Below are 17,650 nucleotides of genomic sequence, written 5' to 3' on the forward strand. Positions count from 1 at the left end.
GCAGCCAAGGGGCGCGGCGGCGCCCCGCTCCTTCTTCTTGGTCAAAATATCCCGGGGGAGTCGCGCGGCACGCGCGACGGGGGCAGAGCCCCCTCCTCCGGCGGCCCCCGGGCGCCTCACATCCGGAACACGCCGAAGCGTGTCTCTTCGATGGGCGCGTTGAGCGCGGCTTTCAGCGAGAGCGCGAGCACCTCCCGGCTCTTGCGCGGGTCCACCACCCCGTCGTCCCAGAGCCGCGCCGAGGCGTAGAGCGGATGCGACTGGCGCTCGAACATCTCGATGGTGGGGCGCTTGAACGCGGCTTCCTCCTCGGCCGACCAGTCCTCGCCCGCGCGCTCCATCGCGTCGCGCTTGACGGTGGCCAGCACGCCGGCGGCCTGTTCGCCGCCCATGACGCTGATCCGGCTGTTCGGCCATGTCCATAGGAAGCGCGGGGAATAGGCCCGTCCGGCCATGCCGTAGTTCCCCGCCCCGAAGGAGCCGCCGACCAGAAGCGTGATCTTGGGCACCTGGGTCGTGGCGACCGCCGTGACCATCTTCGCGCCGTGGCGCGCGATGCCTTCGTTCTCGTAGCGCCGGCCCACCATGAAGCCGGTGATGTTCTGCAGGAAAACCAGCGGCACCTTCCGCTGCGAGCAAAGCTCGACGAAATGGGCGCCCTTCTGCGCGGCCTCGCTGAACAGCACCCCGTTGTTGGCAATGATGCCCACCGGGCAGCCCGCGACATGGGCGAAGCCGGTCACCAGCGTCTCGCCGAAGCGCGGCTTGAACTCGTCGAGGCGCGAGCCGTCCACGATCCGCGCGATCACCTCGCGGATGTCGTAAGGAGTCTTCAGGTCGGCGGGCACCACGCCGAGGATCTCCTCGGGGTCGTAGGCGGGCGGCTCGGGCGTCTCCCAGACGACCGTCTCGGGCGCGCGGCGGTTGAGCCCGGCGACCGCGCGGCGGGCGAGCGCCAGCGCGTGGCCGTCGTCCTCGGCGAGGTAATCCGCCACGCCCGAGAGCCGCGTGTGCACGTCGCCGCCGCCGAGATCCTCGGCGCTCACCACCTCGCCCGTCGCGGCCTTCACGAGCGGCGGACCGGCGAGGAAGATCGTCCCCTGCTCGCGCACGATGATGGTGACGTCGGACATCGCGGGGACATAGGCGCCGCCCGCGGTGCAGGAGCCCATGACCACGGCGATCTGCGGGATGCCCTTCGCCGACATGTTCGCCTGATTGTAGAAGATGCGCCCGAAGTGGTCGCGGTCGGGGAAGACCTCGTCCTGCTGCGGCAGGTTCGCGCCCCCCGAATCCACGAGATAGACGCAGGGCAGGTGGTTCTCTTCCGCGATCTCCTGCGCGCGCAGGTGCTTCTTGACGGTCATCGGGAAGTAGGTGCCGCCCTTCACCGTGGCGTCGTTGCAGATCACCATGCAGTCGAGTCCGTGGATGCGCCCGACGCCCGCGATCACGCCGGCGCAGGGCGCCGCGCCGTCGTACATGCCGTGCGCCGCCGTCGCGCCCACCTCGAGGAAGGGCGAACCGGGATCGAGGAGGTTGGCCACCCGTTCGCGCGGGGCCATCTTGCCGCGCGCCTCGTGACGCGCCCGGGCGCGCGCGCCGCCGCCCGCGGCCGCCGCCTCGGCGGCTGCGCGCACCTCGTCGAGCAGCGCCAGATGCGCGGCGCGGTTGGCCTGAAACCCCTCCGCGCCGGTCAGAACCCGCGAGTCGATCTTCATCGCTTCCCCTCCCTCGTTCGCGCCGGCGCCCCGCCGCGCGCAGGCGCCCGGCCCGCCGGATGCGCACGGTTCATGCCGCGTCTCCCCCGCCGTCGCCGGGGCGGTCCACGCTCAGAAGCTGGCCCCAGGGCGCGACGGTCCAGACGTGGCGCGCGGCGGGCCGGTCCGGCGGCGCGCAGACGACGCGCAGCCGCGCGAGCGGCCCGGCCCCCGGTTCGGCGTGACACTCCGAGCGCGCGCCGCCGCCGGCGACGTAGGCCGCGGCGTAGCGGTCGATGAGCGCCGACTCGTCCAGCGTCGCGGCGAGCCAGCCGAGCCGCAGGCCCAGCGCCCCCACGAGCGCGAGGAACACCCCGAGCGAGATCACCGCGCCGCGGGGCATGGCCGCCCTCCTCCGCCGCGCCGGCGCGTCGCGGGCGTAGCCCGCCGGACGTCCCGAGGCGCCATGGTGGCGCGGAGCCCCCGGCGGCACCGACCGGCACCGGTCGCCGCGCGATCATCCGGAAATCCGGGTGCCGGTGACTCAGTCAGCCCGCGCTTCCCGCCGCCGGGGCCCCGCGACCGCTCCGCACCGCGCGCACAGGCCGACGCGCCCCGCCGCCGCGCCTCACCGCCCGGCCGCGCGACCGCGCCGGATGTCACACGAGGGCCACACCGGCCCCGCGCCGTGCGCCCGGTGTCCCGGAACGCGGCCATCTCAGGCCGCCGCCGCACGGCGGCGGCCCGGCGCGGTCAGTCCTGCGCCACCGCGCGCTCCAGAAAGAGCGCCTGCGCGCCGGTGCGGCGCACCATGCACCACGCCGCGGCGAGCGAGGCGTCGGGCGTGCCGCGGTGCAGCATCGCCTCGAAGGCGCAGCGCTTCTCGCGCCAGTCTTCCCAGGCGGTCTGCATCAGCGCGAGATCCTCGGTGAGCTCGAAGGGCACCTTCTCGGCCATCTCGGTCTTGGCGAAGGCCTCGTCCGCCGCCTTCGCCTTCTCCTCCATCGCGTCGAGCGCGGTCTCCATCCGGCGCGCCCAGTAGCGCGTCTCCTGCTCCATGCAGAGCGAGATATCGACCGGCCCCGCGCCGCGCAGGCGCCGGACGCAGGCCTGCGCCGCCTCGCCCACGCAGATCGGGCGATGATCCGAGCGCGGCGCCTCCTCGATGCAGTCGAGCGTCGGCTGAATGTCGAAATCGATATCCTGCGCCGCGGCGGCGCCCGAAAGCGCCAGGCCCACGGCAGCGGTCAGAACGGCCAATCGCATCACGTGTCTCCATCGTGTTGATCCGCCGTTCTGTTACATCATAGCATTCAGAAGTTCACGCCCCACCAGCATGCGCCGGATCTCGGAGGTGCCGGCCCCGATCTCCATCAGCTTGGCGTCCCGGAAGATGCGCGAAACCGGGGAATCGTTGAGGAATCCGGCCCCTCCCATGGCCTGCACGGCCTGGTGCGCGACCACCATCGCCTCCTCGCTGGCGTAGAGAACGCAGGCCGCGGCATCCTGACGCGTGACCTCGCCGCGGTCGCAGGCCTTGGCCACCTCGTAGACGTAGGCGCGGGCCGAGTTCATCTTGGTGTACATGTCGGCCATCTTGCCCTGCATCAGCTGGAAGCTGCCGATGGGCTGGCCGAACTGCGTGCGGTCGCGCATGTAGGGCATGATCTCGTCGAGGCAGGCGGCCATGATGCCCGTGCCGATCCCCGAGAGCACGACGCGCTCGTAGTCGAGGCCCGACATCAGCACCTGCACGCCGCGCCCCTCTTCGCCGAGCACGTTCTCGAAGGGTACCTCGACGTCCTCGAAGATCAGTTCGGCGGTGTTCGAGCCGCGCATGCCGAGCTTGTCGAAATGCGGGCTGGTGGAGAAGCCCGCCATCTCCTTCTCGATCAGGAAGGCGGTGATCCCCTTGGACCCCGCATCCGGGTCGGTCTTGGCGTAGACCACCAGAACGTCGGCGTCGGGGCCGTTGGTGATCCAGTATTTCGTGCCGTTCAGGCGGTAATGGTCGTTGCGCCGCTCGGCGGCGAGCTTCATGCCCACCACGTCGGAGCCCGCCCTCGCCTCCGACATGGCGAGCGCGCCGACATGCTCGCCCGAAACGAGGCGGGGCAGGTATTTCGCCTTCTGCGCCTCGGTCCCGTTGAGCTTGATCTGGTTGACGCAGAGGTTGGAATGCGCGCCGTAAGAGAGGCTCACCGAGGCCGAGGCGCGCGCGATCTCCTCCACCGCGACCGTGTGCGCCAGATAGCCCATGTCGGCGCCGCCGTGCTCCTCTCCCACGGTGATGCCGAGAAGGCCGAGATCCCCCATCTCGCGCCAGAGCGCGGCGGGAAAGTCGTTCTCCCGGTCGATCTGGTCCGCGAGCGGCTTGACCCGCTCCTGCGCCCAGCGGTGCACCGTCTCGCGCAGCGCATCGACGTCCTCGCCGAGGTCGAAGCGCATGGAGCCCATGAACATCGCCGCTCTCCTCCTCCAGAATTGAACAGGTGTTCAATACACGGCGGCGGGACGTCCGGTCAAGCGCGGCGCTGGTCCGCCGGCGCCCCGCGCGCGGCGACCGCGCCGATCTCCGCGCGCAGGATGCGGGCGATGAGCGCGCAATCCTCGAGGCTGAAGGTCAGCGGCAGCCGCATGTCGAGCAGCCCGGCGAGCACCCGGTCCGTCGCGGGCATCGCCTCGGCCGGCGCGAAGCGCCACGCGTCGTAGCGCGAGGTGTAGCCGCGCGGAACGGCCTCGCCGAACCACTTGAGCTCGACGCCGCGCGCGGCCGCACGCGCGACGACCTCGGCCACCGCCTCCGCCGGCCAGTCGAGGAGGAGGAACTGGAACGAGGAGCCCACGAAGCGCTCCGCCTCCGGCCGGTCGATCAGCGTCAGGCCGGGCGTGCCGCGCAGGCCCGCCTCGACCGCGCGGTAGCGCTCGGTCCAGGCGTCGCAGCGCGCCGCGAGCGTGCGGAGCTGCGGGCGCAGGACCGCCGCGCGCAGGTCGTCCATCCGCCCCGAGACGTTCGGCACCTCCCATTTCAGCCGCTCGAAGGCCTCCGGCGGCGGCGCCGCGCCGTGGCGGTCGTAGAACATGTAGGAGCCCGAGAGCAGGATCATCCGCGCGGCGAGCTCCGCGTCGTCGGTGACGATCAGTCCGCCCTCGCCCGAGTTCATGTGCTTGTAGGTCTGCGTCGAGTAGCAGCCCGCTACCCCGTGCCGCCCGGACGGCACGCCGCGCCACGCCGCCCCCATGGTGTGCGCGCAATCCTCGATCACCGTGACGCCGGCCGCGTCGCAGATCGCCATGAGCCGGTCCATGTCCGCGATGTGCCCGCGCATGTGGCTCAGCAGCAGGACGCGCGCGCGATCGGCCTTCGCCGCGAGATCGTCGAGGTCGATGGTCAGCGCCTCGGTCACGCCCACGTGCACGGGATGCGCGCTGAGGCTCGCGATGGCGCCGGGCACGGGGGCGAGCGTGAAGGCGTTGGAGAGCACCGCGTCGCCCGGCCCCACGCCCGCGGCGCGCAGCGCGGTCGCCATGGCGTAGCCGCCCGAGGCGACGGCGAGGCAGTAGCGCGCGCCGGTGAAGGCGGCGAACTCCTCCTCGAGGAGCGCCACCTCCCCCGTCTCGCCGGGGACGAGGTTGTAGCGATGGAGCCGCCCGTGGCGCATGGCCTCCACGGCCGCCGCGATCCCCTCTTCGGGGATCGGCTCCTGCTGGGTGAAGCTGCCGGTGAAACGCGCGCTCATGTGTCGTCAATGGCCGCTGGGCGCCCTCGCGTCAACGCTCAGGGCAACAGCCGCGTCGCCACCTCCGGCAATTCGTCGAAATGGCCGATCGCCGCCTCCGGTCCGAGCGCCGCGACGCGCTCGCCCTCCGGGCCGAAGGTGACGAGCACCGCGGGGACCCCGGCCGCGCGGGCGGTGCGGAAATCCGTCTCCGTGTCGCCCACGAGAAGCGCGCGCGCCGGGTCGCCGCCCGCGCGGCGCACCGCCTCGACGAAGGGCGCCGCGTCGGGCTTGCGCGGCAGGACGCCCGCGCCCACGAGCGAGGCGAAGGCGTCGCGCACGCCGAGCCGCGCGGTCAGCAGCTCGGCCAGCGGCTCGGGCTTGTTGGTGCAGATACCGACGCGAAAGCCCGCCTCCGATAGCGCGCCCACCGCCTCGAGCGCGCCGGGATAGAGGACGGTGTGCACGTCGATCGCCCGCTCGTAAGCCGCGAGCAGATCGTCGTAATGCCGGTCGACGGCGGCCTCGTCCGCCGCCCGCCCGAGGCGCGCGAACCCGAGGCGCAGCATCGCGCGCCCGCCGTGGAAGGCGGTGCCCGCGTCGCGCAGCGGGTCGAGGACGTCGCCCGCGCCCATCGCGCGGAAACAGGCGTTCGCCGCGGCGATCAGGTCGCCGCTCGTGTCGGCGAGCGTGCCGTCGAGGTCGAAGATCACCGTGCGCACGCCCACGCTCCTGTTACAGCCCGACATCCTTGGTGAAGGGGCGCGACCTTGCGAGCGCCCTGCCCTTCGGTAATACGGGGAGTGCGCGGAGGCAAAGCGAAACCGAGGGGCAGGATGGCGACGGCACTGGTGATTCTCGCGGCCGGCATGGGCACGCGGATGCGCTCCGACCGGCCCAAGGTGCTGCACGAGGTGGGCGGCGCGCCGCTGATCGCGCATGCGCTGCGCGCGGGCCTCGCCCTCGCGCCCGAGCGGGTCGTCGTCGTCACCGGCCCCGGCATGGAGGACGTCGCCGCCGCCGCGCACGAGGAGTGGCCCGAGGCGGGCATCGCCGTGCAGGCCGAGCGCCTCGGCACCGGGCACGCCGTCGCGCAGGCCGCGCCCTTCCTGCAGGGCTTCGAGGGCGACGTGGTGGTGCTTTACGGCGACACGCCCTTCGTCCGGCCCGCGACGCTCGAGGCGATGAGCGCCGCGCGGGCGGAGGCGGAGGTGGTCGTCCTCGGCTTCGAGCCCGCCGATCCCGCGCGCTACGGTCGGCTCGTGACCGAGGGCGAGGATCTCCTCCGCATCGTCGAATGGAAGGACGCCGACGCGGGCGAGCGCGCCATCGGGCTCTGCAATTCCGGCGTGCTCGCCGCGCCGGCGCCGCTGCTCTTTCCGCTGCTCGACCGGCTGGAGCCGGCGGCGGCGAGCGGGGAATACTACCTGACCGACGTGGTCGCGCTCGCCCGGGCCGAGGGCGCGCGCGCGACGGTGGTGCGTGGCGCCGAGGAGGAGATGCTCGGCGTCAATTCCCGCGCCGATCTCGCCGCCGCCGAGACCGCCTTTCAGGCCCGCGCGCGCGCCGCCGCGCTCGAGACGGGCGTGACGCTGACCGCGCCGGAGACGGTGTTCTTCGCCCACGACACGGTGATCGGGCGCGACGCGACTGTCGAGCCGCATGTCGTCTTCGGCCCCGGCGTGACCGTCGAAACGGGCGCGACGATCCGCGCCTTCAGCCACCTGGAGGGCGCCCATGTCTCGCGCGGGGCGGTCGTGGGGCCCTACGCGCGGCTGCGCCCCGGCGCGGAACTGGGCGAAGAGGTCCGCGTCGGCAATTTCGTCGAGGTGAAGAGCGCCACGCTCGACGAGGGCGCGAAGGTCAACCACCTGAGCTACGTGGGCGACGCCGCCGTTGGCGCAGGCGCGAACCTCGGCGCGGGGACGGTGACCTGCAACTACGACGGCGTCGCCAAGCACCGCACCGAGATCGGCGCGGGCGCCTTCATCGGCTCGGACACCATGCTTGTCGCGCCGGTGCGCGTCGGCGCGGGCGCGATGACCGGCTCGGGCTCCGTCATCACCGAGGACGTGCCCGACGCCGCGCTCGCCCTCGGCCGGGCGCGGCAGGTCACCAAGCCGGGCCTCGCCGCGCGGCTGATGCAGATGCTGCGCGAGCGCGCAGGCAAGACGAAGGACAGGTAACCATGTGCGGAATCGTCGGTCTGATCGGTGCCCACGAGGTCGCGCCGATGCTCGTGGAGGCGCTCGGGCGGCTCGAATACCGCGGCTACGACAGCGCCGGCATCGCCACGGTCAACGCCGGCCGGCTGGAGCGGCGCCGTGCGGTCGGCAAGCTCGTCAATCTCTCCGACCGGCTCGTGCACGCGCCGCTCGCCGGCAAGATCGGCATCGGGCACACCCGCTGGGCCACCCACGGCGCGCCGAACGAGACGAACGCCCACCCCCATCGGGCCGGGCCGGTCGCCGTCGTGCACAACGGCATCATCGAGAACTTCCGCGACCTGCGCGCCGAGCTGGCGGACGACGGCGCGGACTTCGCCACCGAGACCGACACCGAGACCATCGCGCATCTGACCGCGCGCCACATCGCGCAGGGACTCGACCCGGTCGCCGCCGCCGACGCGACGCTCGCCCGGCTCGAGGGCGCCTTCGCGCTGCTCTTCCTCTTCGAGGGCGAGGAGGATCTCATGGTCGCCGCGCGCCGCGGCAGCCCGCTCGCCATCGGCTGGGGCGAGGGGGAGATGTTCGTGGGCTCCGACGCCATCGCGCTGGCGCCGCTGACCGACCGGCTCACCTATCTCGAGGAGGGCGACCGCGCCGTGATCCGCCGCGCGGGCGCCGAGATCGCGGACGCCGAGGGCCGCCGGGTGACCCGCCCGGCGCGCACCGTGCGCGCCGAGGTCGCGCGGCTCGACAAGGCCGGGCACAAGCACTTCATGTCCAAGGAGATCGCCGAGCAGCCGCGCGCCATCGCGGCGGTGCTCGACGCCTATCTCGGCGAGAGCGGCGCGGCGCTCGCCCTGCCCGCGGCGCTGGACGTCGCGCGCGCGGAGCGCGTGCTGCTGGTGGCCTGCGGCACCGCCTATTACGCCTGCCTGACGGCGAAATACTGGCTGGAACAGATCGCGGGCATCCCGGCGGAGGTCGATATCGCCTCGGAGTTCCGCTACCGCGAGCCGCCCGTCGCGCCCGGAACGCTCGCCGTCTTCGTCAGCCAGTCGGGCGAGACGGCCGACACGCTCGCCGCGCTGCGCTACGTGCAGGGCCGCGCGGCGCAGATCGTCTCGGTCACCAACGTCGAGGAAAGCTCGATCGCGCGGGAGGCGGATCTCGACCTGCAGATCCACGCCGGGCCCGAGATCGGCGTCGCCTCGACCAAGGCCTTCACCGCGCAGCTTTCGGTGCTTTTGCTGATGGCGCTGCGCGCGGCCGAGGCGCGCGGCGCGCTCGACGCCGCCGCGCTCGCCGACCGGCTCTCGGCGCTGCGCACGCTGCCCGCGCTCGTCACCGCCGCGCTCGAGACCGACGGCCCGCTGAAGAGCGCCGCCGCCGAGGTCGCCGAGGCGCGCGACGTGCTCTTTCTGGGGCGCGGCGTGATGTTCCCGCTCGCGCTCGAAGGCGCGCTGAAACTCAAGGAAATCAGCTATATACACGCCGAAGCTTACGCATCAGGCGAACTGAAGCACGGCCCCATCGCGCTCGTGGACAACACCGTGCCGGTGGTGGTCATGGCGCCGCGCGACGCGCTCTTCGACAAGACCGTCTCCAACATGCAGGAGGTCATGGCCCGCGGCGGCGAGGTGCTGCTGATCACCGACGCCGCCGGCGCGGAGGCCGCGGGCGAGACCGTCTGGCGCCGCATCGTGCTGCCCACGGCCGACCCGATGCTGACGCCGATCCTCTACGCCGTGCCCGCGCAGCTTCTGGCCTATCACACGGCGGTGGCGAAGGGGACGGACGTGGACCAGCCGCGCAACCTCGCCAAGTCGGTGACGGTGGAGTGAGCCGCGCCCGTCAGCGCCGGGCGCGCCGGCGCAGCGCCGGCGCCTTGGCGGTCTGCCCCACGACGAGCGGCACGAGGCTGCCGGCGGCGATCAGCGCCCAGCCCGCCGCGCTCGGCGCGACGAGGCTCAGCACCCCGCCGAGCCCCGGCAGCCAGACCGCGCCCAGCAGGAGCGCGATGCCCACCCCGAGCGCGATCCAGACGTAGCGGTTCGTCGTCACCTCGTTGCGCAGGACCGGCGCGTCGGCGTCGCGCATGTTGAAGACGTGCCAGAGCCGGGCGAAGCCGAAGGCGAGGAAGGAGATCGTGACCGCCTCCTCGGCGCTCATGCCCATCCGGAAGGCGAGCCAGAACACCGCGAGCACCGAGAGCCCGATCACCGCGCCGTAGCCGCCGATCGCCGACCAGTGGCGGCGCGTCAGGATCGGCTCGCGCGGGTCGCGGGGCGGGCGTTTCATCACGTCCGCCCGGCTCTCGCCCACGCCGAGCGCGAGCGCCGGGAAGACGTCGGAGACGATGTTGATGTAGAGGATCTGCAGGGGCAGCAGCGGCAGCGGCGCGTTCATCAGCGCCACGACCGAGACGGCGAAGATCTCGCCCGTGTTGCCCGAGAGCATGTAGATCACGAACTTGCGAATGTTGCCGAAGATCGTGCGGCCCTGCCGGATCGCGGCGACGATGCTGGCGAAGCTGTCGTCGCGCAGGATCATGTCGGCGGCCTCGCGCGCGACCTCGGTGCCGCGCCGGCCCATCGCCACGCCGATGTCGGCCTTCTCGAGCGCGGGCGCGTCGTTGACGCCGTCGCCCGTCATCGCCACGACGCGGCCCGCGTCCTGATAGAGGCGGATCAGGTCGAGCTTCTGTTCCGGATCGACGCGCGCGAAGATCGGCGTGGCGAGAAGCCGCGCGCGCTCGTCCTCTGACATGTCCTCGGGGGCCGGCATCTCCGAGCCGAGGACGACCTCCGCGTCGGCGGCCGCGTCGACGAGGCCCACCGCCTCGGCGATGGCACGGGCGGTGCTCGGCTGATCGCCGGTGACCATCACCGGCTGGATGCCCGCCGCGCGGGTGGCGCGCACCGCGTCGCGCACCGCCGCGCGCGGGGGATCGAGCAGGCCGACGAGCCCGATCAGCGTGAGCCCCTCGTAGGGCGCGGCCTCCGCGTCGGTCACCGTCTTTTCGGCGAGGGCGAGCGCGCGCAGCCCCTCGGCGGCGAGCGCCTCGTTGCGCGCGGCCCAGTCGTCGCGCGCCGCCTCGTCGAGCGCCTCCGCCGCGCCGTCACGCAGGACATGGGAACAGGCCGCGAGCACCGCCTCGGGCGCGCCCTTCACGGCGACGCGCAGGCCGTCGTCCGTCTCGTGAAAGCTCGCCATCATGCGCACGTCCGGCTCGAAGGGCACGCGCCGCGCCTCCGGCTGCGCCTCGGTGAGCGTCTCCCGCGCGAGCCCGGCGCGCGCCGCCCCCTCGAGGAGCGCAATCTCCATCGGGTCGCCCTGCGGCGCGCCGTCGCCCGCGTCGCGCGTCGCGGCGTTGCAGAGCGCGCCCACCTCCAGCGCGCGGCGCAGGCCGGCGTGCTCCTGCGGCTCGACGGTCTCGCCCTCGCGGGTGAAGGGCGCCTCTGCGTCGCCCTCCGCCTCGCCCGCCGCCTCCACCGTGCCGCCGTCGAGCGCCATCCGGGCGAGGGTCATGCGGTTTTCCGTCAGCGTGCCGGTCTTGTCGGTGCAGATGACGTTGGTCGCGCCCAGCGTCTCGACCGCCGAGAGACGCTCGACCAGCGCGTCGCGCCGCGCCAGCCGCCACATGCCCCGCGCGAGCGCGACGCTGGCCACGATCGGCAGCCCCTCGGGCACCGCGGCGACGACGAGGGCGACGCCGGTCTCGACCATCAGGAGCATCTCGCGCCCGCTCGCCACGCCGATCGCCGCCGTGACCGCCGAGACGATCAGGATCACCACCAGAAGCCGCCGCGCCAGCCGGTCGAGCCGTTTCTCGAGCGGCGTCTCCGCGCTCTCGGCGCCCGCGGCGAGGTCCGAGATGCGGCCGAGCTCGGTCGCCGTGCCGGTGGCCACCACGACGCCGAGCCCCTCGCCCTGCGCCACGGAGGTGCCCTTGTAGGCCATGTCGCTGCGGTCGGCGAGCGGCGCCTCGGCCGCCAGCGCCTCGGCGGTCTTGCCCTGCGGCACCGATTCGCCGGTGAGCGCGGACTGGTCGATGCGCAGGCGCCCGGCCTCGACGAGGCGCAGATCGGCCGGCACCACGTCCCCGGCCGCGAGGCGCACGATGTCGCCGGGCACCAGATCGACCGCGTCGATCTCCGTGTCCGCGCCGTCGCGGCGCACGCGGGCGGCGACGCGTTCGAGCGCGCGCAGCGCCTCCATCGAGCGGGTCGCGCGCAGCTCGGTGGCGAAGCCGATGGCGCCGTTGATCAGGATCGCGACGAGGATCGCCGCCGCCTGCACCGTCTCGCCGAGGAGGAGCGAGGCCGCGGCGGCGGCGAAGAGGAGCGCGAAGATCAGGCTGCGGAACTGATCGACGAGGATGCGCCAGGTGCTCTTGCGCTCCGCTGCATCGAGCCGATTGGGCCCGTGCCGGTCGCGCCGGCGCGCGGCCTCCCGCGCGCTGAGCCCCTCGGCCGGGTCTACCCGTTGCGCCGCGCAGACCTCGCGGGCCGGGCGGCGGTAGGCGGGCGCCCCGTCGGTCGCTCCCGCCCCCGTCATGCGCGCGTCATCGTCCGGGCGCGCGGCGCTCACCGCTGCGTCCTCCGCGCGCCGTCGCCGCCGCGCCGGGCGCGGGTCTCGGGGCGTTGCATCGCCGGTCTCCTTCACCCTGGGGACGCCGCGTCGTCGCGGGCGCTCAGCGCCCGTAGACCCCGACGAGTTCCGCGAACTCGATCACATGCGGCCGGGCGAGCGCCGCGACCTCCTCGCAGGTGGCGTCCGGCGCGGCGCCCGCGATGGGCTCGGCGAGCGCGCTCAGGCGGAAGTGATAGGCGTGCGGCGCATCGTTCGCGGGCGGACAGGGGCCGGCGTAGCCCGGTTTGCCGAAATCGTTGATCGCCTGACGGAAAACGGGCTCGAGCGTCGCGGGACCGTAGCCCGCCGCGAGCCCGCCCGCCGCCGGGTCCATGCCCCAGGCGGCCCAGTGGCGAAAGGTGCCGCCGGGCGCGTCCGGGTCGTCGCAGACGAGGAGGAGCGCGCGCGTCCCCTCGGGCAGGCCCGTCCAGCGGAGCGCCGGCGAGAGGTTCTCGCCGTCGCAGGTGAAGCGCGCGGGAATGGTTTCGCCGGAGCCGAAATCCGGACTGGTGAGCGCGAGCATCGTGACCTCCTTGCATCCGTCGCCGTCGCGGGGGGCGGCGCCCCGGGTTTCGCCCAGTGCGGCCCGCCACGTCATTGTCGGCGCGCAGGCCGCGCGGCCGCCCCGCGGGATCAGTGCGCCGCCCCCCGCCGCGGTTCCCGCGGCGCGGCCACGCCGGGGCGCCGGGGGCGCCTCCGCCCCGTCGAGCGGGCCTGCCGGGTTCTCTCTCGCCGGCTGGCGTCGGATCGACCGTCCGTGCCCTGCATCGCGCGCGACGGCCCTTGCTCGGCGGAGGCGCGGAGCCTAGATTGCGGCACATGACCGCACCGCTCGTCGATCCCTTCCAGCGCGCCATCCGCTACCTGCGGGTTTCCGTCACCGATCGCTGCGATTTCCGCTGCGTCTACTGCATGGCGGAGAACATGACCTTCCTGCCCAAGACGGAGCTCCTGACGCTGGAGGAGCTCGACCGGCTCTGCACGAATTTCGTGCGCCTCGGCGTCGAGAAGCTGCGCATCACCGGCGGCGAGCCGCTGGTGCGCAAGGGCATCATGACCTTCTTCGAGGGGATGGGCCGGCACCTCGAGTCCGGCGCGCTGAAGGAGCTGACGCTCACGACGAACGGCTCGCAGCTCGCCCGCTTCGCCGATCAGCTCTACGCTGCCGGCGTGCGCCGGGTGAACGTCTCGCTCGACACGCTCGACGAGGAGAAATTCGCCCGCGTCACCCGCTGGGGCCGCCTGCCGCAGGTGCTCGACGGCATCCGCGCGGCGCGCGAGGCGGGGCTCAGGGTCAAGATCAACGCGGTCGCGCTCAAGGGCTTCAACGAGGAGGAACTCTTCGAGCTCACCGAATGGTGCGCGGCGCACGACATGGACCTCACCTGGATCGAGGTCATGCCGATGGGCGATCTCGGCAACGAGGACCGGGTGGGCCAGTACTGGGCGCTCTCGGACCTGCGCGCGCGGCTCGCCGAGCGCTACACGCTCACCGACACCGACGAGCGCACGGGGGGGCCCGCGCGCTACGTCCGCCTCGAGGAGACGGGCCAGCGCATCGGCTTCATCACGCCGCTCACGCATAATTTCTGCGAAAGCTGCAACCGTGTCCGCGTGACCTGCACCGGCGAGCTCTTCATGTGCCTCGGGCAGGAGGACAGGGCCGACCTGCGCGCGCCGCTGCGCAACCATCCCGACACCGACGCCCCGCTCGAGGCCGCGATCCGCGAGGCGATCGACCGCAAGCCCAAGGGGCACGACTTCGACTATTCGCGCCAGCGCGCGGACGGGCAGGTCTCGCGCCACATGAGCCACACCGGCGGCTGACGCCGCCGGCGCGGTCAGGGGGGCTGTCCGCCCCCCTCTTGGCCTGGCGGCCAATTCACCCCCGGAGAGTATTTGGGCCAAGATGATGGACTGCGCGGCGCGACGGCGCCGGGGGCCTTCCGCGGGTGGGGCTTTGCGCCGGGCGGCGATCATTCTATCTTGGTGGTTGGAACAGGGCGGGGACGGATATGGCGCGGCCGGTCGTGGGAATCATCGGGAACCAGCATCTGGTCAACGACCAGTATCCGACCCATGCGGGCGGGACGATGAACTCGCAGGCGGTGAGCGAGGTGGCGGGCTGCCTGCCGCTCGTGATCCCGTCGGACCCCTCGATCGTGTCGGTCGAGGAGTTGCTCGAGGCTTGCGACGGCTTCCTGCTGACCGGCGGGCGGCCGAACGTGCACCCGGAGGAATACGGCGAGGCCGAGACCGAGAAGCACGGCGCCTTCGACCGGGCGCGCGACGCGATCGCGCTGCCTCTGGTGCGGGCCTGCGTGGCGCGGGGGCAACCCTTCCTCGGGGTGTGCCGGGGCTTTCAGGAGGTCAACGTCGCCATGGGCGGCGCGCTTCATCCCGAGATCCGCGAGCTGCCGGGGCGGATGAACCACCGCATGCCGCCCGACGGCACGCTCGAGGAGAAGTTCGCGCTGCGCCACAAGGTGAGCTTCACCGACGGCGGCGTCTTTCACCGGCTGATGGGCGCGCGCGAGGTGATGACCAACACGCTCCACGGGCAGGGCGTGAAGCGGCCCGGGCAGCGCTTCGTCGTCGACGGCTGGGCCGAGGACGGCACGCCCGAGGCGGCCTATGTCGCCGGCGCGCCGGGCTTCACGCTCGCCGTGCAGTGGCACCCGGAGTACGACGCGGCGAACGACCCGGTCTCGCGGCCGCTGTTCGAGGCCTTCGGCGACGCGGTGCGCGCCTTCGCGACCGCGCGGGGCGCCGCGCCGGTGGCCGCGCGCGCCTGACCGGGACGGCGGCGGTGGCGATCCTCGTCGTCTACGCCACGACCGAGGGTCAGACCCGGCGCGTCGCGCGCTTCGTCGCGCACCGGCTGGCGGGGCGCGGGCATGGCGTGGAACTGCTCGCCGTGGCCGACGCGGAGGAGATCGACTGGACCTCGGTGGAGGCCGCCGTGCTGGCGGGCTCGGTCCACATGGGGCGGGTGCAGGCCGATCTCGCAGCCTTCGCCGCCGATCACGCCGCGGCGCTGAACGCGCGGCCCACGCTCTTTCTGCAGGTCTCGCTCTGCGCGGCCGGGACGGACCCCGAGGAACTGGCCGAGATCGACCGCATCGCGCGGGCGTTCTGCGCGGAGGCCGGCTGGCGGCCCGGGCGCATCGTGCAGGTGGCCGGCGCCTTCCGCTTCACGCAGTACGATTTCTTCCGCCGTTGGGCGATGCGCCACATCGCGGCGCAGAAGGGCGAGACGGTCGATCCCGGGCAGGACCGCGAATACACCGACTGGGCCGCGCTCGGCGCGCTCTGCGACGGATGGGCCGAGGAACTGGGCGAGGTTTCTGCGCGCTCGCGCACATGAGGCTTGCGGATGTCGGGATGGCGCGCGCGAGCGCGCCATCCATCTTCTGTCGCGGAAGGCGGGATGGGCCGCCACGGACGACAGGAGCGACGACATGACCGAGACGACACACTACGCCGCGCCGGTGGGGCGCGTTTTCCTCGCCGCGATCTTCCTGATCGCGGGGGTGCAGAAGATCGGCGGCTACGCCGGGGTGCAGGGCTACATGGACGCGATGGGCGTGCCCGGCGCGCTTCTGCCGCTGGTGATCCTGCTGGAGGTCGGCGGCGGGCTGGCGCTGCTGCTCGGGTGGCGCGTGCGCCTCTGGGCGGTGCTGCTGGGCGGCTTCTCGATCCTCTCGGGGCTGATCTTTCACCTGCTGCCCGGTCTCGCCGCCGAGGGCATGGGCGGGCAGAACGACATCAACCACTTCCTCAAGAACCTCGCCATCGCCGGCGGCATGGGGATGCTGGTGGCCTTCGGCGCCGGGCCGCTCTCGCTCGACCGGCGGGCGGGCTGAGCCTGTCGCGGGGCCGCGTCTCAGGTGACGCGGCTCCGCTGCCGGTAGGCCGGATCGTCCCAGATCCGGCCGCCGATCACCTCGCCGACGACCCCGGCGGCGCGGCGGATGTCGTCCTCGTCGATGAAGAGCGGCGTGATACCGAAGCGCATGATGTCCGGCGCGCGGAAGTCGCCGATCACGCCGCGGGCGATGAGCGCCTGCATCGCGGCGTAGCCCTCGTGGAAGCGGAAGGAGACCTGGCTGCCGCGCTCGGCCGGCGCGCGGGGCGTGGCGAGCACGAGCTCGGGGCAGCGCGCCTCCACCTCCTCGATGAAGAGCCCGGTGAGCTCGAGCGAGCGCGCGCGCACCGCGGCCATGTCGGTCATCTCCCAGACGTCGAGCGCGGCCTCCAGCGCGGCGAGCGCGAGGACGGGCGGCGTGCCGACCCGCATCCGCTCGACGCCCTCCGCGGGGCGGTAGCTCTGTTCGAAAGCGAAGGGCGCGGCGTGGCCGAGCCAGCCGGCGAGCGCGGGCTTGACCCGGTCGGCGTGGCGCGGCGCGACGTAGATGAAGGCCGGCGCGCCGGGTCCGCCGTTCAGGTACTTGTAGGTGCAGCCGACGGCGAAATCGGCGCCGCAACCCGCGACGTCGACGTCCGTGGCGCCGGCGGTATGGGCGAGATCCCAGACCGTGAGCGCGCCGACGGCGTGCGCCGCCCGCGTGAGCGCGGCCATGTCGTGCAGCCGCCCGGTGCGGTAGTCCACCTCGGTGACGAGGGTGACGGCGACCTCCTCGGTCAGGTGATCGGCGAGGGTTCCGGGCTCCACGACGCGCAGCTCGTGGCCGTCGCCGAGCATCTCCGTCAGCCCCTCGGCCATGTAGAGATCGGAGGGAAAATTCCCGCTGTCGGAGAGGATCACCCGCCGGTCGGGGCGCATCTCGAGCGCGGCGGCGAGCGCCTGATAGACCTTGATCGAAAGCGTGTCGCCCATGACGACGTGGCCCGCCTCGGCGCCGATCAGCCGGGCGATGCGGTCGCCCACGGCGCGCGGCCGCTCCATCCAGCCCGCGCGGTTCCAGCCGGTCACGAGCATCTCGCCCCATTCCTCGCGCAGGACCGCGTCCATCCGCGCCGGCGCATCCTTCGGCAGCGGGCCGAGGGAATTGCCGTCGAGATAGATCATCCCCTCGGGCAGGTGGAACCGGGCCTTGGTGGCGGCGAAATCGGTCATGCTGGCTCTCCTCGCTCGGGCTCGCAGGCTACGGTCAGGACTCACAACCAATAGACGACCGTCAAGGCGATGCAGATGGCTGACAGGAACAGCTCGCCGCATTTGTCGTAGCGGGTTGCGATTCGGCGCCAGTCCTTCAGACGGGCGAACAGGTTCTCGATCCGGTGGCGTTGCTTGTAGAGCGTGGCGTCGTGCTTCGCGGGCTTCTTCCGTCCGCGGCGTGCCGGGATGCAGGCCGCAATGCCCTTGTCGTCAAGGGCGTGGCAGAACCAGTCGGCGTCGTAGCCCCTGTCGGCCAGCAGCCGTTTGGCCGGCGGCAGGGCACTCAGCAGGGCCAAGGCGCCCTTCGCA

At 72.9% G+C, this 17,650-nt stretch carries 16 protein-coding genes; 6 read left to right on the forward strand and 10 right to left on the reverse strand.

Going from position 1 to position 17,650, the window contains the following annotated elements; all coding sequences use genetic code 11:
* Window positions 1-116: 116 nt before the first annotated feature.
* From DRV84_RS11190 to DRV84_RS11215, 6 genes are all read right to left on the reverse strand, one after another.
* Window positions 117-1,721 (reverse strand): carboxyl transferase domain-containing protein, encoded by a 1,605-nt coding sequence (locus tag DRV84_RS11190; RefSeq protein ID WP_115980601.1) that lies wholly within the window; start codon window positions 1,719-1,721, stop codon window positions 117-119.
* A gap of 70 nt (window positions 1,722-1,791) precedes the next feature.
* Complete coding sequence (locus DRV84_RS11195) at window positions 1,792-2,103, reverse strand: hypothetical protein (protein WP_115980603.1); 312 nt, start codon at window positions 2,101-2,103, stop codon at window positions 1,792-1,794.
* Between the two features lie 350 nt (window positions 2,104-2,453).
* Window positions 2,454-2,966, reverse strand: a complete 513-nt coding sequence (locus DRV84_RS11200; protein WP_115980606.1) for a lysozyme inhibitor LprI family protein — start codon at window positions 2,964-2,966, stop codon at window positions 2,454-2,456.
* Between the two features lie 33 nt (window positions 2,967-2,999).
* Window positions 3,000-4,163 (reverse strand): isovaleryl-CoA dehydrogenase, encoded by a 1,164-nt coding sequence (locus tag DRV84_RS11205; protein ID WP_115980609.1) that lies wholly within the window; start codon window positions 4,161-4,163, stop codon window positions 3,000-3,002.
* Between the two features lie 59 nt (window positions 4,164-4,222).
* The gene (locus DRV84_RS11210; protein ID WP_115980612.1) at window positions 4,223-5,440 is read right to left on the reverse strand and encodes a DegT/DnrJ/EryC1/StrS family aminotransferase; all 1,218 of its coding nucleotides are present in this window, start codon (window positions 5,438-5,440) and stop codon (window positions 4,223-4,225) included.
* Window positions 5,441-5,478: 38 nt separating this feature from the next.
* A complete protein-coding gene (locus DRV84_RS11215) occupies window positions 5,479-6,141 on the reverse strand; it encodes an HAD-IA family hydrolase (protein ID WP_115980614.1) in 663 nt (220 codons plus the stop codon).
* Window positions 6,142-6,255: 114 nt separating this feature from the next.
* Between DRV84_RS11215 and glmU the strand changes: the two genes are divergently transcribed.
* Entirely contained in the window at window positions 6,256-7,605 is a 1,350-nt protein-coding gene (glmU, locus tag DRV84_RS11220; RefSeq protein ID WP_115980617.1) for a bifunctional UDP-N-acetylglucosamine diphosphorylase/glucosamine-1-phosphate N-acetyltransferase GlmU, read from the forward strand.
* Between the two features lie 2 nt (window positions 7,606-7,607).
* The gene (gene glmS, locus DRV84_RS11225) at window positions 7,608-9,428 is read left to right on the forward strand and encodes a glutamine--fructose-6-phosphate transaminase (isomerizing) (RefSeq protein ID WP_115980619.1); all 1,821 of its coding nucleotides are present in this window, start codon (window positions 7,608-7,610) and stop codon (window positions 9,426-9,428) included.
* Window positions 9,429-9,438: 10 nt separating this feature from the next.
* Here glmS and DRV84_RS11230 read toward each other — a convergent pair whose 3' ends face one another.
* Window positions 9,439-12,144, reverse strand: coding sequence for a cation-translocating P-type ATPase (locus DRV84_RS11230; RefSeq protein ID WP_147298855.1), 2,706 nt, complete (start codon window positions 12,142-12,144; stop codon window positions 9,439-9,441).
* A gap of 136 nt (window positions 12,145-12,280) precedes the next feature.
* On the reverse strand, window positions 12,281-12,742 hold the full coding sequence (locus tag DRV84_RS11235) for a YbhB/YbcL family Raf kinase inhibitor-like protein (RefSeq protein WP_115980625.1): 462 nt from the start codon (window positions 12,740-12,742) through the stop codon (window positions 12,281-12,283).
* Between the two features lie 296 nt (window positions 12,743-13,038).
* Here DRV84_RS11235 and moaA point away from each other — a divergent pair, with 296 nt between their 5' ends.
* From moaA to DRV84_RS11255, 4 genes are all read left to right on the forward strand, one after another.
* Window positions 13,039-14,046, forward strand: coding sequence for a GTP 3',8-cyclase MoaA (moaA, locus tag DRV84_RS11240; protein WP_115980628.1), 1,008 nt, complete (start codon window positions 13,039-13,041; stop codon window positions 14,044-14,046).
* Window positions 14,047-14,234: 188 nt separating this feature from the next.
* Window positions 14,235-15,014 (forward strand): gamma-glutamyl-gamma-aminobutyrate hydrolase family protein, encoded by a 780-nt coding sequence (locus tag DRV84_RS11245; protein ID WP_115980631.1) that lies wholly within the window; start codon window positions 14,235-14,237, stop codon window positions 15,012-15,014.
* Between the two features lie 14 nt (window positions 15,015-15,028).
* Window positions 15,029-15,586 (forward strand): flavodoxin domain-containing protein, encoded by a 558-nt coding sequence (locus DRV84_RS11250; protein ID WP_115980633.1) that lies wholly within the window; start codon window positions 15,029-15,031, stop codon window positions 15,584-15,586.
* Window positions 15,587-15,680: 94 nt separating this feature from the next.
* Window positions 15,681-16,085 carry a DoxX family protein gene (locus DRV84_RS11255; protein ID WP_115980636.1) on the forward strand — a complete coding sequence of 135 codons (405 nt, stop codon included), beginning with the start codon at window positions 15,681-15,683 and terminating at the stop codon, window positions 16,083-16,085.
* 20 nt (window positions 16,086-16,105) lie between these two features.
* On the opposite strand, the gene kynU is transcribed toward DRV84_RS11255, so the two are convergent.
* Window positions 16,106-17,299: a kynureninase gene (kynU, locus tag DRV84_RS11260; RefSeq protein WP_115980639.1), complete on the reverse strand. Its 1,194-nt coding sequence runs from the start codon at window positions 17,297-17,299 to the stop codon at window positions 16,106-16,108.
* Between the two features lie 41 nt (window positions 17,300-17,340).
* Window positions 17,341-17,650: transposase (locus tag DRV84_RS11265; protein ID WP_205026735.1), on the reverse strand; the 310-nt coding region annotated here is incomplete at its 5' end.

Source organism: Rhodosalinus sediminis, assembly GCF_003385555.1.
In the GTDB taxonomy this organism is placed as follows: domain Bacteria; phylum Pseudomonadota; class Alphaproteobacteria; order Rhodobacterales; family Rhodobacteraceae; genus Rhodosalinus; species Rhodosalinus sediminis.

Bases quoted from the DNA above. Each gene is read 5' to 3' on its own strand.
- DRV84_RS11190 (WP_115980601.1), bottom strand. From the start codon at position 1,721: ATGAAGATCGACTCGCGGGTTCTGACCGGCGCGGAGGGGTTTCAGGCC.
- DRV84_RS11195 (WP_115980603.1), bottom strand. From the start codon at position 2,103: ATGCCCCGCGGCGCGGTGATCTCGCTCGGGGTGTTCCTCGCGCTCGTG.
- DRV84_RS11200 (WP_115980606.1), bottom strand. From the start codon at position 2,966: ATGCGATTGGCCGTTCTGACCGCTGCCGTGGGCCTGGCGCTTTCGGGC.
- DRV84_RS11205 (WP_115980609.1), bottom strand. From the start codon at position 4,163: ATGTTCATGGGCTCCATGCGCTTCGACCTCGGCGAGGACGTCGATGCG.
- DRV84_RS11210 (WP_115980612.1), bottom strand. From the start codon at position 5,440: ATGAGCGCGCGTTTCACCGGCAGCTTCACCCAGCAGGAGCCGATCCCC.
- glmU (WP_115980617.1), top strand. From the start codon at position 6,256: ATGGCGACGGCACTGGTGATTCTCGCGGCCGGCATGGGCACGCGGATG.
- glmS (WP_115980619.1), top strand. From the start codon at position 7,608: ATGTGCGGAATCGTCGGTCTGATCGGTGCCCACGAGGTCGCGCCGATG.
- DRV84_RS11230 (WP_147298855.1), bottom strand. From the start codon at position 12,144: ATGACGGGGGCGGGAGCGACCGACGGGGCGCCCGCCTACCGCCGCCCG.
- DRV84_RS11235 (WP_115980625.1), bottom strand. From the start codon at position 12,742: ATGCTCGCGCTCACCAGTCCGGATTTCGGCTCCGGCGAAACCATTCCC.
- moaA (WP_115980628.1), top strand. From the start codon at position 13,039: ATGACCGCACCGCTCGTCGATCCCTTCCAGCGCGCCATCCGCTACCTG.
- DRV84_RS11245 (WP_115980631.1), top strand. From the start codon at position 14,235: ATGGCGCGGCCGGTCGTGGGAATCATCGGGAACCAGCATCTGGTCAAC.
- DRV84_RS11255 (WP_115980636.1), top strand. From the start codon at position 15,681: ATGACCGAGACGACACACTACGCCGCGCCGGTGGGGCGCGTTTTCCTC.
- kynU (WP_115980639.1), bottom strand. From the start codon at position 17,299: ATGACCGATTTCGCCGCCACCAAGGCCCGGTTCCACCTGCCCGAGGGG.